Raw genomic sequence first — 13,173 nt, 5'->3', positions numbered from 1 at the left:
CCCGGCGATTTGCAAAACCTAGGGATATTAGGTTATAAACTAGGCATCATAGGTCGATGCGAGGAGGCGCGGTGTCGCCACGGGCCGGGTTGACCGCCGAGCGGATCACGCTGGCGGCGGCGGAACTCGCCGATGAGGTCGGTTTCGACAACATCACCGTCGCCGCGCTTGCCAGGAAGTTCGGCGTCAAGGACGCGAGCTTGTACTCGCACATCAAGAACCTCGAACAGCTGCGGAACCGGGTGGCCATGCTGGCAAGCGGCGAGAAGACCGACCGCATCGCCGCGGCAGTGGCCGGGCGCGCCGGACGGGATGCGCTCGCGGCATTTGCCGACGAATGGCGCCGCTACGCCCTGGAGCATCCCGGCCGCTATGCCGCCACCCAGATGCCGATGGACCCCGCCGTTGCCGCAGATTGGAGCGGTGGTTGGCGGGCCATCGATCTGACCTACGGGATGCTGCGTGCCTATGGCCTCGACGAACCCGATATCACCGACGCGGTTCGCCTGTTGCGCAGCACTTTTCACGGTTATGCCAACCTGGAGGCGAGCGGCGGTTTCGGCCACGCCCGCTCCACCGCCACCTCCTGGGACCGCATTATCGGCGCCCTGCACATCACCCTGACCCACTGGCCGACCGACGAGAAAGCGAAATCGCAGTGAGATCCGAAACCCTGCAAGTGCCCGGCGCCACCCTGTATTTCGAGGTGCGCGGCACCGGTCCGGTGCTGCTCCTGCTGCCGGGCAGCGGTGGCGACGCCGGGATCTTCGACCCGATCGCCGATGCCCTCGCCGAGCACTTCACGGTTGTGGCTGCTGACCCGCGCGGGTATTCACGCAGCGTTCTGGACGCTCCCGGACCCGTGGATCAGCGGATGGATGTGCTCAGCGACGATGCCTACCGTCTGCTCGAACATCTCACGCCCGCAGGCGAATTCGCCTACGTCGCCGGTGTCAGCGGTGGTGCGGTCGTTGCGCTCGACCTGCTCGCTCGCCATCCGGAACGGCTGCGCCTGGTCGTTGCCCACGAGCCGCCGTGCTTCGCGGTCCTGTCCGACGCGGACGTGCATCGGGCGATGGTCGAGGAGGTCGTAGAACTCGCTCGGGACCAGGGGCCCGCCGTCGCGGGCGCGCGGTTCATGCAGGCGGTCGGCGTCACCTCCAAGCCGATGCCCGATGCAGCCGAGGTCCCGGCCCGTACCGCCGAAATGCTCGGCCGTCTCATGGGCAACACGTCGCTGATGTTCGCCCATGAACTGCGCGCGGTCACCGATTACCGGCCGGATACGGCCGCACTCGCCGCTGTCGTGGACCGCCTCGTGCTGGCCGCGGGTCGGGAGACCCGTGGTCAACTCCCTTATCGGACCGCCGAGACCCTCGCGTCCGAGTTGCACCGAGCGCTGGTCGAGTTCCCGGGTGGGCACAGTGGCGTACGGGAAACTCCGACCGAATTCGCTCGTGCGCTCTTGGCGGCGCTGACAGCGACTGCTGATCGCTGACCCACGCGGCCGCGGCCCGCAGGTGTTTCGAACGATGCTGAACGTGCACTATTGGTAGCGTTCGCCGGAAACGAAAGCGCACGCTCAGCATCGTCGAACCCGCTGCACCGGAACATGATCCGAAGGTAACGGCCGCACCGCGAGCGGTCGTCCTCCCACCGACCGATTCGCGCCCCGATCGGATCCGCCCCGAACAGCTACCTCCGGGGTATTGACATCACACCAGGTCGGCGACCTCCAGGTAGAGCTGTCGCTCGATGGCGATGTCGACGAGGAAGCCTTGCCGGCCGCCCGCGGTGCCGGTCGCATGGAACGCCGCCACCGCCGTCTCGCCGATCCGCAGTCGCTGGCCGGCGAAATCGCGCTGTCCCAGGATGATCGGCTGCGCTTGATCGAACACCAGCTCGGTGACATCCACGGACAACGGGGCACCGAGCAGGTCGGTGACGGTGCCGGGGATGAGCCGGGCGGAGACGATTTGATCGAAGCTCGGCCGCCGCACGATCCGGTGCGCCACATACATTTTGCCCTCCCTGCCGAAGCACAGATGGGTGAGCAGTTCCGCGGTGCGCAGGGGGTGCGGATCGAGCTGGGTGAAGGACACGATGTTGCGCACGGTGGCCATGACGTCACGTGCGATCACGATGCCGCCGCACTCGAGATGACCGCGAATAAGGTTGCCCCGGAACGTGGTTCGCGGATGACCTGTGCGCGGAGCCAGCTCGTCGAGTGCGAGGTCCGCCGGTTCGAAGGCGTGGCCGCCGCGGAATCCGGTGCGTCGATCGGCGCCGAGCGCCCGACTGCCGCGCTGGTCCAACTCGATATCGAGCAGCACCTGAAAGTCGAACGGCGAGAAGAACATCGGCCGATGCGAGAAATAGCAGTCGGTGCCTGTCCCGAAGACCACCATCCCGTGTGTCCCGATCGTCGGCGCCGACCGATATGGACCCGCATATCTGGCCGTATATCTCGCCGTCCTGGTGAACATCCCGCTCATGAGGACGCTCCTTTCTTCTTCCCCTCCCCTAGCCTGGCCCGAGTACATCCCCGTGCCACGAGTGTCCGGCTACTCGAATCCCCGACCCCCGCTACTCGGCCTCCCCGATCCGATATGCCCGCTTTATTGTCCACGATCCTCCGATCGCGCCGCCTCGGCAATCGGTCATGACCTGGACATACGGGTCGCCGGTAGATGCCCTGGCGAAAGGCGACGCGAACCGGCCCAGCACCGAGACACGCGGCGGCCGTGAGACTGCGGATCTGCCCGGTGCTGCGGCTGCGACGTCAGTTGTAGGACTTGGTGACGCTGTCGATCAGGTGTTCGAGGGTGTCGATCGTGGGTGTGTCGATCACATCGATCACGTCGGCGGGCACCGGGACGTAGTTGTCGGCGGCGACCTTGGCGAATCGGCTGGGATCGCTGGTGCGGAAACCGTGTTCGGCGGCGAGGCGCTGCAGGTCCGGGTCGGTGGCCAGCAGGCGGCCGATGCGATCGCCGGGCGCGGTGAGGGGCACCAGGGTGTGCTGGGAGACCACGGTCGGGGACGGGTAGGTCAGCACCATGCCGGGTTTGATCTGGCCGCGGACGGTCGCTTCGACGAACTGTGCCTCGTAGATCCAGACCATGGGTGTCGGGCCCATACCCGCCGCAAGGTACTCGCGGAACGGGCCGTCGGTGGAGTTCTCGGTGTAACCCTGGCGCACGAACAGCCGCGACACCGTGGGCAGCACGGCCTGCTCGGCGGCCGGGCCCTGCACGATGGTGTTGTCATTGGCGACGTGGCTCGCGATGGCCAGGTACATGGCGGCCGAGTTGGAGGTCCGCGGGTCCGTCGTGGAGACCAGGATGTTCTTGTGCACCGGGTAGACGGTGTTGTCGCGGAGTTTGTCCCATTCGACATCGGTGCGCACGAGTTCGAGGTACCTGGCCATATCGAAGGTCGGGACCGGCCCCGGACGCACCACACCCACCGCGGTCAGCAGATCGGCGATGGGCTGGAAGGTCGCGATCGCCATGGGCGAGGAGAACGGCGTGTACTTCGTGCTGATATTGCGTGCCCGCTGAATCCGTTCCGCCGCAGGCGCACTCGACGGAAACGCGAAGTCGTACTTCCCGAGATCGATGGAGGTGGCGATCTGCCGCGATCCGGCCGGATCGACCTCCGCTTTGACACCCTTGCGGGCCAAGGCTTCCACGACGCGCGGGTCTTCGAAGAAGGCCAGCTTCTCCGAGCCGACGACACCGTGCACGGTGGTCAGCGCTGCTGTCGCGCCGGCCGCAGCGGGCTGGTCGGGCCGGCGCACCGCGAAGCCGACCACGAGTGCGAGGACGACGACCACGACCGCCGCCGCGAGTGCCATGAGCCGCTTGTCGGCGACCAGCTTGCCGCGGGACGCCACGATTCGGCTCATCCCCCGCGCCGGATCGGGCTGCTGACTCGGGTTCTGTTGCGCGACAACGCTTTCGGACTCGATCCCTGGTGTCGATGCCGCCAGTTCCCGGCGCGCGATCCGCTCGATGAGAATCGGGACGAATTCCCGCACCGGATGGCCTTCGAACCGCTGCCGCGCGGTGCCCACCACGCTCTGCACCTGATCGGCCGGGTAGTCGTCGACCAAGCGGTCGGTCAACCGCTGAATCGCCTGCTCTTCGCGGACAGTAACGACACCCACCACAGTCTCCTCGGCGTCACATCGATCTCCGGTCGCGACAGCACCCAGCCCCTGCCCGCGCCGCCGAACCCTACCGAAATTTTCGGTCGGCATTGCATCGGTGAAACCCCCCATTGCTGGCGGGTGAGCCCCATTTCGACTGTGCCCCTGCACATCTGCCGTGACCGCTATCCGCAGCGTCTGCCCAGGTCAGGGCAGAAACAGCAGCCCGGCCGCCATCTCGTCGACGGTCCGGGCCGCCCCAGGGCCGGTCCCGAATTCGCGTTGAAAGTTCAACGTGCCATTCACCTTTCGCCACCCGGCGTTGTCCGCAAGTTTCCACCCCACCCGGGCACCGCCGCGAACCGACAAGTCATTCCGCACACCCCCGCGCGCCCCGACGCACACCTTTGGAGGGAAAGCCCGATGTGTCGCGCGGTGCGTCCTTATGTGCGAGGCCCGGACGGTGTGCGAGAACCCGGCCGGTCGGCGCGCGGCGCGATAGTTACTTCGCGTCGACGCGACGCGACCGCGGGTTCACGGTGCGATCATGGCCTGGATGTCGGGCAGGTTGCCGATCCGCTGCGTCATGGGGCGGCCCGGGGCGTCGACCTGCGGGGAACCGGTTGCGCGGAGTCGGGCCCGTACCTCCGACGGTGTCTTGCGGCCGGCGGCCGCGGCGGCCAAGCCTTGGTAGCTGGCGATAGAGCCGACGACGATCGGGGATGCGCTGGAGGTTCCGCTGAAAGTGTCTGTGTACCAGTAGTCTTCGTCGGCGCCGCCCTGCAGGTCGCCGTATCCGGTGGTGGTGACTTCGAGGCCCCAGCCCTGGGCGTCCACGCGGGATCCGTAGTTGGAGAAGGCGAGTCGTGAGCGTGCGGGTCCGTGATCGCGGCCGTGGAATCCGGGTGGCGGGGCGCCTGCACCGACCAGGATGGCGCCGGAGTCGGCGGCGCCACCGCGGAACGGGTTGCGCCATGAGGTCGGGAAGTCGGCGGGGCGGGTGTCGTAGAGGGCGCTGTCGAGGTCTTCCGAACCGTTGCCCGCCGCGCCCACCACGATGACGCCACGTCCGATCGCGTATCGGATGGCCGCCCAGTCGTCGGGCCACCATTCGATCGCGATGTATCCGGCCTGGTCTTCACGGTTCTGGAAGTTGTTGCGGGGTCCGGGCCGGTGCAGTTCGAGCAGGATGATGTCGCCCGCGCTCAGTGCGTCGGCCGCGGTGCGGATGGCGGCCGCGGAGCCCCCGTCGAATACCGAGACCGCGCGGATGGCGGCATCGGCGGCAATGCCGGTGATGCCGAAGGTGTTCACATCACCGCTGATCTCCCCGGCCACCGCGGTGCCGTGATTGCGCCAGCCCGCATCCGCCGACGGGGCACCGCCGATCACACCGCCCTGGTTCGCCAGCAGGTCTTCGTGGGTGAACCGCCAGGCGCCCTCCACGTCGACAATGCGCACGCCCGCGCCGCGACCGCCGGGTCGGGTCCAGGCCCAGCGTGCGTTCACACCTTGTGGCGCGGCGTCCAGATAACCCTGTCGGGCTTCGAAATTCGGTGTGACCGGTGGCGCGTCCTCGAGCCGACGTGCCGCGATATCGGCCAGCACGACCGGTGGCGCGATCGGCGGTTCCGCGGGCGGTTTGACGTAGGCCGCCTCGACCGCGTCGTCGGCGCGCAGTCGGTCCGCGATCGCCTCGAGTTCATCGCCGACCCCGCGCACGGCAAAGTAGTTCAGGTATTCCGCGCCCACATCCTCTCGAGCGGTACCCGCGATCCGCCGCGGCAGCCGATTGGGCGGCCCGAAGATGCGCACCGGCGCACCGCCTTCCGGCAGCAACTCGACCAGCCGCGATTGTGCCGCGAGACTCTCACGCACCGCATGGGGATCGATGCCCGCTCGGGCACCGTGGGTGACGACGATCAGTTCCGAACCGCTATCGGTGCGTGCCATGACCGACAGTAACCCGCCCCATGATCATCGCGCCAGGGCGATCGCACGCCAACTCGGATGTGCCCCAGCTCAGTTCGGCGCCGCCGGGATACGCCCGGCCGCCCCGACCGGGTCGACCTCACCGCGTCCGCGCGCGAGCGTGAGAATCTCCAGCATGCCGATCACGATCGCGCAGCCACCTGCCGCCATGCCGAGTACGTCCAGCGAATCGAACGGCAGGGCGACCATGATGAATCCGACCATCATGGTCAGCAGCCCGAATATCTCTTGCCAGCCACCCTCGGGCAACTCGTCGGCCCACACCGCAACGGTCGCCTGCGCGATTCCGCGCACCGCCCAGCCGAGGCCGATCCACACTGCGAGCAACAGGATCGAATTCGCGCTGTGGAAGGCCATCACGGCCAATGCCAAAGACGTGACGCCGCTGAAGAATACGAACATCCGCAGTGTCGCCCCGAACCGGGCGCCTATCGCGATGATCAGCTGTATCGCACCGCTCACTAGTAGGTATAGGCCGAACAACAACTCTGCCATCCGCTCGGTCTTGTCCGGCCACACGGCTATCAGGACTCCGAGAACCACCGAGCCGATACCGGCGACCAATACCGCCGGCCGCGCCCCGTCGGCAAGCGAACCCCCAAGACCCGCACTCTCGTTTTCGGGCATAGCTCCATAGTATGGGCCCTGGACGCGGATAACCGGGTGTTTGCTTTCGGGTCGCGATATTTCTACGCCGACTGAGCGTGTCGTGGTGCATTGCGCCGGTGTACCAGCATTGCGATACCGCAAGCGAGCACCGTTGCGGCCACGAGCATCAGCGGCACGTGTCGGGCGAGCAGGTTCTCGCGCAACGGGTCTCGCAGCAGCAACCAGCCCGCGACGATCACCACGAATCCCTCGCAGAGCGCCGCGACCAGCGCGGCTTCTACCATCGGCCGCCATGCTCGACGGTTCCACTCGACGAGCCAGCCGCCGAACCCGAGCAGCGCACAGCCGAATCCCATGAGCGAGGCACCGATCGCGGTGCCGAAATCCGCCGTCGGGGCGTCGACCGTTTCGGCGCGGATCTCGTTCCAGCGCACCGCGACGACGTGATCGCGCCAAATCTCCAGTTCGACAGCCGATCCGGGTGTCGCTGCCGCGAGGATCGTGTTGTCGGAGGGGAAGTCGAGGTGCCGCTCGATGCCGGTGTCGACCTCGAGTCGGTAGGTCGCCGACCGCGTCACTCCCCCGTGGACGACGGCATCGGTGACGCGGGCTGGGTTCAGCGCATGGTCTTCGCGCTCGTAGGCCGACCGGTCGCCCGCGGTCCGCGTCGCGTCCACGACTCCGATGGTGGTGGCCGCGAGCGCGATCAGCCCGAATGCGAGCAGTAGTCGAGGACGTATCACCGTCCAGGACCACCACCGCTGCTCGGGTGCGGTCATGCGCTGATCGCCAGGACCACACCGCGCACGGTGGAACCGTCGCCGATCTGCCATGGCACGGATACTCGGACGGCATCGGTCTGGTCGGAAGCCGGTGTGGGAGGCTCGGGACGCAGTACCCGCTCGACCCGAACACTTCGATCACTGTCGACGGCGATGGCGGTGTGGGTCGGGGTATCGATAGCTGAGCGGAATTCCGTTGCAGTGGAGGCGAACTCGCCGACCGAGACAACGGAGGGATCCGGTGTGTCACTCATGCCCTGCGCTTGCGGTTGCGCCTGCCCGCCCAGCAGCGCGACGATCTGAGCGATCGCCACCGGATCCCGGGTCGCGTCGTAGATCCAGCGCTGTCCGAGCACACCGTGCATCGAGGTGCCGACGAGAGCGTCATCGGCATCGTCGAGTGGTACGCCGCGGTAGGTCAACGGCACGTGGTAGGTGATGGGTTCCGGTCCAGCGTCATCGTTCACGAGCACGAATTCGATGCCGACCGCACCCGCCGGATCGTCGAGCCGGAAGCCACCGGCCTTGCTCAGCCGCGGCGCGGGCCCGCCGTCTCGATACCACGGCCGAGTCGGCAACCAGGCGGTAAGCAGTTCGAGCTTGCTGGGCGACATGGTCGTGCGGTGAATAACAGCCATGGGGCACCCTATCCTTCAACGGCGAGTGCAGGTTTCACGCGGCTTGGGAGTGTGGGCGTACCGGAGGCGGACCCAGGACCCAGAACTCAGCATGGTTCCGAATGTCGAGAATGTGGCGCCGACTCCGTCCCAGGGACACCAGCGGCCACGATGGGCCGCTGGGGCGACCGAGAAGACGACAATGAGAGGGATAACCATGCAACCGAACGAGATCACCGAAGTTCTGAACCGACCGATCAGCCGAGAACTGTTGGCTCGCGACCTGACCCGTTTGGCCTACGTCGCCAAGGACGGCACACCCCGCAATGTCCCGATCGCGTTCACCTGGAATGGTTCGCAGATCGTCATGTGCACGTCGAAGAACGCCCCCAAGCTCCCGGCCCTGCGCGAGAATCCAATGGTTGCCATGACGGTCGATACCGAAGTGCACCCGCCCAAGATCTTGCTCATCCGCGGCCGGGCCGAGTTGGACCTTGTCGATGGCATCCCGGACGAGTATCTCCAGATGAACGGCAGCTACGAGATGACGCCCGAGCAGCGGGTTCATTGGGAGGCGGAGGTGCGTTCGCTCTACGACGGCATGGTCCGGATCGTGGTGACCCCGACGTGGGCGAAGCTGATCGACTTCGAGACGACTCTGCCGAGCGCGGTCGAGGAGCTGGTGCGGCAGCGGGAGGAGCGTCAGCGCGCCTGAGCGCAGTTTTCGAAGTCCGCCAGAAAATTTCGCGGTGGGATGTCGAGAATGCGTCCGCCGCTACGTCCACGACGTGAACACGGCCAGAATGGGCCGTACCGTACCAAGGAGAACACGATGGCCAAATACCTACTGCTCAAGCACTACCGAGGTGCACCGGCGCCGGCAAACGACGTGCCGATGGACCAGTGGACGCCGGAGGAGGTTTCGGCCCACGTGCAGTACATGCAGGACTTCGCCGCGCGGCTCGAGGCCACCGGCGAGTTCGTCGACAGTCAGGAGCTGGCCCCGGAGGGCACGTTCGTCCGCTACGACGGCGAGGGGCGACCGCCGGTCACCGACGGCCCGTTCGCGGAGACCAAGGACCTGATCGCCGGTTGGATGGTGATCGATGTCGAGACCTACGAGCGGGCGCTGGAGCTGGCCGGCGAGTTGTCCGCGGCACCGGGGGCGGGTGGGAAGCCGATCCACGAGTGGCTCGAGTTGCGCCCGTTCCTGACCGCGTGCGCGACCATCACGGAGTGACGGACGGTGGATGAGGTCCTGCTGCGATCCCTCACCCCCACGGTGATCGGGATTCTCGTCCGTCGCGGAGCCGACTTCGCGGCGGCCGAGGATGCCGTGCAGGACGCCCTGGTCGAAGCGGTGCGGGTGTGGCCGGATGATCCACCGCGGGATCCCAAGGGCTGGTTGGTCACTGCGGGCTGGCGCAAGTTCCTCGACGCCGCCCGTGCCGATCCCTCCAGGCAGCGGCGTGAGGTGCTCGTCGAGGCCGAGCCCGTGCCCGGCCCGGGCGAGGCGGTGGACGACACGTTGCAGCTGTACTTCCTGTGCGCACACCCATCGTTGACACCGGCTTCGGCCGTCGCACTCACGCTACGTGCGGTCGGCGGCCTGACCACACGTCAGATCGCGCAGGCCTACCTCGTGCCGGAGGCCACCATGGCCCAGCGGATCAGCAGGGCCAAGCGGACCGTCTCGGGCGTCCGGTTTAACCAGCCCGGTGATGTCGCCACGGTGCTGCGCGTGCTCTACCTGGTCTTCAACGAAGGCTATTCCGGTGATGTCGATCTCGCCGGCGAAGCGATCCGGCTGACTCGCCAGCTGGCGGCCAAGACCCACCATGAGGAGGTCGCGGGCCTGCTCGCGCTGATGCTGCTGCACCACGCGCGGCGCCCGGCACGGATCGGCCCCGACGGCAGGCTCGTACCTCTTGCCGAGCAGGACCGCAGTCTGTGGAACACCCGTCTGATCGCCGAGGGCGTCGAGGTCCTCCAGGCAGCCCTCACGCGCGACCGTCTCGGGGAGTTCCAGGCCCAAGCCGCCATCGCCGCGCTGCACGCCGATGCCCCGACGGCCGAGGAAACCGACTGGGTGCAGATCGTCGAGTGGTACGACGAACTGGTGCGCCTCACCGACAGCCCGGTGGCCCGCCTCAACCGGGCCGTCGCGGTCGGTGAGGCCGACGGCCCGCGGGCCGGCTTGGCCGCCTTGGCCGAGCTCGATCCCGCCCTGCCTCGCTACGCCGCCGTCGCGGCGTACCTGCACGAACATGACGGTGACCCGGTAACCGCGGCACGGCTCTACAGCGAAGCTGCCCGCTCGGCGTCCAGCCTGCCCGAACGCGACCACCTCACGCGACAGGCCGCACGACTCAATGCGCAGTTGCACAGTTGAGAGCCGCAACACCTGTCGATCCGAATCGGTACCCGGACAAAGGCACTGACGACGGGTGCCCGTTTGATTGCCCCTATCCGGGGTACTGGTAAGGAACGTGTCACCAGCCGCAAGAGGTTCTAGGCGTGCGGGGCGGTGCCACTGACGATGCGGTGGATGTTCGAGCGACCGACGCTGTGTTCCTCGGCGAGGTCGGCCAGGCTCGCGTCGTCATCGGGGTCGTGATAGCGGCGGTGCATCGTTTTGCGTGCTGCGAGAGCCAGTTTCGGCAGCTTGCCCTCGAGGCGCCCCTTCGCGCGGGCCTTGGCGATGCCCTCGCGGGTACGCAGGTGGTTCAGGTTGGCTTCGAATTCGGCGACCATGGCCAGGGTTTGCACGAACAATTTGCCGAACGGGTCGTGCCAGTCGTAGATCGAGCTGCCGAGCCCGAACAACACTTCGCGCTTGCGCAGGCCGGTGAGGATCTCGCCGACCTCGGCCATGTTGCGGGCGAAGCGGTCGAACTTGGTCGTGTCTGCAGCCTCACCGCGAAGCGCAACACTTTGGGCCTTTACCGGCTGATCCGGCGCGGGACCGTCACCGTGGTGAGTTTGTCCGGGTTACGGATGGCGTAGAGGTTGGTGATCTTCCCGTTGCAGATCTCGATCAGGAAGACTCCTTCGAGGAGATTGCCGCGGTAGGCGACCATCGCGGGCATGGTGTTGTAATTGACCACCTCTATCCGCATGTCCGACGTCATCCGCCTGGTGTGGAACAAATTCATGAGGACCGCGGCCACCTTCTCCGCGCCCACCACCGGTCGGCGCGCCGCGGTGGCCTTGCCACCGCTGTCGGCGGTCCAGGTGACCTCGGGAGCGAGGAGCGAGAGTAGCCCGACTGTGTCGCCGGTGGTCGCCGCTGTCATGAACTGTTCGGTGATGTGCGCGATCTCGGCTGCGTCAACGGGCTCGAAGCGTCTACGCCGCGCGTGCACGTGGGAGCGCGCACGGTGGGCCACCTGGCGCACTGTCATCACGGATTTGCCCACCGCTGTTGCGATCTCGTCATAGTCGAAGCCGAACACCTCGCGCAGCACGAACACCGCGCGCTCGTGTGGAGTGAGGGTTTCCAGCAGCACGAGCATCGCCATCGACACCGACTCGGCGAGCACCATATCCGCCGATGCGTCGTGCTCGTCGACCAGCAGTGGTTCGGGTAGCCACGGGCCGATGTAGTCCTCGCGACGGCGAGTGCTGGCGCGCACGGAGTTGAGCGCTTGACGGGTCACCAGCCGCGCCAGGTACGACTTGGTGTCGCGTACGGTCGTCAGGTCCACTTCTGCCCATCGCAGGTAGCTGTCTTGCAGCACGTCATCGGTTTCGGTTGCCGAGCCGAGGATTTCGTAGACGATCGTGAACAGCAGCGGCCGCAGCAGGGTGAAACGCTCGGCGTGCTCGTCGGTTGTCATGCGGACCTGATCAATTGTGCGGTGGAGGCCGATTGTTCGGGACGTGGGCCGCCCTCGAGCCAGGCCAGCGAACCCGGTTTGCGGGCCTCGCGGCGGATCTTGCTTACCCCTATCTTGCAAGTCATCTCTTTGATTCTCGCGCCCGCGCGGCCGCCGATGTACAGGTTGATCGCGATGTCATCTTTGCGCGCGAGCTGTCGGATCCCGGCGCGGCGGCCGAGGCTGACGCAGGTTCCCAGCAGCGCCAGGTCAATCGACGCGGGTTCGGTGCCCGCGATATGGCTCAGCACGGTGTTGGCGGCCTGAGCTCCGAGCGGCCCCGCCCCCTGGCCACTCATCCGCGGCGGTTGTCCCGACGGTGCAGCGGCGTCGCCGGTCGCCACGATGCGCTCGTCGTCGATGCTCGTCAGTGTCTCGTCGGTGAGCAACCGGCCGAGTGTATCGGTGCGCAGCCCGCTGTCGGCCGCCAGTTTCGGCACGCCGAAACCTGTCGTCCAGATGGTGAGTGCGCTCGGACGCACCTCACCGTCGGCAAAAACGACCGCATCGGGCCGAACCTCGGTCACCCTGCTGGCCTCGAGCACACCGACACCGTGGCGCGACATCCACTTGGCGACATAGCGGCGGCCGGGTGCACTCAGTGACGGCATCAGGCATCCGCCACACACCAGGGTGACCATGCGACCTTGTTCGGCCAGTTCAGCGGCCGTCTCGATACCGGTTGCTCCGCCGCCGACCACGGTGATCGGAGCAGCGGGGGGCAACTCCGTCAGCCTGGCGTGCAGCCGTTGCGCGGACTCGAATTCAGCGATGGGGTAGGCGAACTCGGCGGCGCCGGGCACCGACGGAGTCGCCGCGGTGCTGCCGACCGCGTAGATGACATGGTCGTAATCCAGCGCGCCCCCCGACGCCAGCCGCACCGCGCGGGCGGCGGTGTCGATGCGCATGGCGCTGTCGACCACCAGCTCGATGCCCTCCCCCAGCAGCGTGCCGTAATCGACCGTCGCATCGCCGGTACCGGCCACCAACTGGTGCAACCGGACTCGATCGACAAACCTCGGGCGGGGATTCACAAGCGTGATATCGACGTCGGTGCGCAGCCGCAGATGATTGGCCGCGACTGTGCCGGCATAGCCGCCGCCGATAACGACGACCTTGTGGTGTGTGTTGTGTTGAGTCAT

General features: G+C 66.9%; 13 protein-coding genes and 1 pseudogene. 5 read left to right on the top strand and 9 right to left on the bottom strand.

Going from position 1 to position 13,173, the window contains the following annotated elements; all coding sequences use genetic code 11:
• Positions 1-71: 71 nt before the first annotated feature.
• Together ACQPYR_RS19615 and ACQPYR_RS19610 are read left to right on the top strand one after the other, a co-directional pair.
• Positions 72-662, top strand: a complete 591-nt coding sequence (locus ACQPYR_RS19615; protein WP_433634233.1) for a TetR/AcrR family transcriptional regulator — start codon at positions 72-74, stop codon at positions 660-662.
• On the top strand, positions 659-1,498 hold the full coding sequence (locus tag ACQPYR_RS19610) for an alpha/beta fold hydrolase (RefSeq protein ID WP_433634231.1): 840 nt from the start codon (positions 659-661) through the stop codon (positions 1,496-1,498). Before ACQPYR_RS19615 ends, ACQPYR_RS19610 begins: the two co-directional genes overlap by 4 nt.
• Positions 1,499-1,715: 217 nt before the next feature.
• Here ACQPYR_RS19610 and ACQPYR_RS19605 read toward each other — a convergent pair whose 3' ends face one another.
• From ACQPYR_RS19605 to ACQPYR_RS19580, 6 genes are all read right to left on the bottom strand, one after another.
• Entirely contained in the window at positions 1,716-2,495 is a 780-nt protein-coding gene (locus ACQPYR_RS19605) for a hypothetical protein (protein WP_433634229.1), read from the bottom strand.
• A 287-nt stretch (positions 2,496-2,782) separates the two neighbouring features.
• Positions 2,783-4,171: a three-helix bundle dimerization domain-containing protein gene (locus ACQPYR_RS19600; RefSeq protein ID WP_433634226.1), complete on the bottom strand. Its 1,389-nt coding sequence runs from the start codon at positions 4,169-4,171 to the stop codon at positions 2,783-2,785.
• Between the two features lie 516 nt (positions 4,172-4,687).
• Positions 4,688-6,106, bottom strand: a complete 1,419-nt coding sequence (locus ACQPYR_RS19595) for a S8 family serine peptidase (RefSeq protein WP_433634224.1) — start codon at positions 6,104-6,106, stop codon at positions 4,688-4,690.
• Positions 6,107-6,175: 69 nt separating this feature from the next.
• The gene (locus ACQPYR_RS19590; protein ID WP_433634222.1) at positions 6,176-6,772 is read right to left on the bottom strand and encodes an HdeD family acid-resistance protein; all 597 of its coding nucleotides are present in this window, start codon (positions 6,770-6,772) and stop codon (positions 6,176-6,178) included.
• A 62-nt stretch (positions 6,773-6,834) separates the two neighbouring features.
• Positions 6,835-7,533 (bottom strand): hypothetical protein, encoded by a 699-nt coding sequence (locus ACQPYR_RS19585; RefSeq protein WP_433634219.1) that lies wholly within the window; start codon positions 7,531-7,533, stop codon positions 6,835-6,837.
• Positions 7,530-8,174: a maltokinase N-terminal cap-like domain-containing protein gene (locus ACQPYR_RS19580; RefSeq protein ID WP_433634216.1), complete on the bottom strand. Its 645-nt coding sequence runs from the start codon at positions 8,172-8,174 to the stop codon at positions 7,530-7,532. Before ACQPYR_RS19580 ends, ACQPYR_RS19585 begins: the two co-directional genes overlap by 4 nt.
• 196 nt (positions 8,175-8,370) lie before the next feature.
• Between ACQPYR_RS19580 and ACQPYR_RS19575 the strand changes: the two genes are divergently transcribed.
• From ACQPYR_RS19575 to ACQPYR_RS19565, 3 genes are all read left to right on the top strand, one after another.
• Positions 8,371-8,868 (top strand): pyridoxamine 5'-phosphate oxidase family protein, encoded by a 498-nt coding sequence (locus ACQPYR_RS19575; protein WP_433634214.1) that lies wholly within the window; start codon positions 8,371-8,373, stop codon positions 8,866-8,868.
• 117 nt (positions 8,869-8,985) lie between these two features.
• A complete protein-coding gene (locus ACQPYR_RS19570) occupies positions 8,986-9,393 on the top strand; it encodes a YciI family protein (RefSeq protein ID WP_433634212.1) in 408 nt (135 codons plus the stop codon).
• A gap of 6 nt (positions 9,394-9,399) precedes the next feature.
• Positions 9,400-10,545: an RNA polymerase sigma factor gene (locus ACQPYR_RS19565; protein WP_433634210.1), complete on the top strand. Its 1,146-nt coding sequence runs from the start codon at positions 9,400-9,402 to the stop codon at positions 10,543-10,545.
• Between the two features lie 119 nt (positions 10,546-10,664).
• Here the strand turns inward: ACQPYR_RS19565 and ACQPYR_RS19560 are convergent.
• From ACQPYR_RS19560 to ACQPYR_RS19550, 3 genes and pseudogenes are all read right to left on the bottom strand, one after another.
• Positions 10,665-11,045: pseudogene (locus ACQPYR_RS19560) on the bottom strand (recombinase family protein); the annotation flags it as partial.
• A gap of 50 nt (positions 11,046-11,095) precedes the next feature.
• Positions 11,096-11,992, bottom strand: coding sequence for an RNA polymerase sigma factor SigJ (gene sigJ / locus ACQPYR_RS19555; RefSeq protein ID WP_433634208.1), 897 nt, complete (start codon positions 11,990-11,992; stop codon positions 11,096-11,098).
• Positions 11,989-13,173 (bottom strand): NAD(P)/FAD-dependent oxidoreductase, encoded by a 1,185-nt coding sequence (locus ACQPYR_RS19550; protein WP_433634206.1) that lies wholly within the window; start codon positions 13,171-13,173, stop codon positions 11,989-11,991. The genes sigJ and ACQPYR_RS19550 overlap by 4 nt, the downstream gene beginning before the upstream one ends.

This window comes from Nocardia sp. CA-120079, assembly GCF_050955745.1.
Taxonomy (GTDB): Bacteria; Actinomycetota; Actinomycetes; order Mycobacteriales; family Mycobacteriaceae; genus Nocardia.
This window is presented reverse-complemented; position numbering and strand designations above follow the sequence as displayed.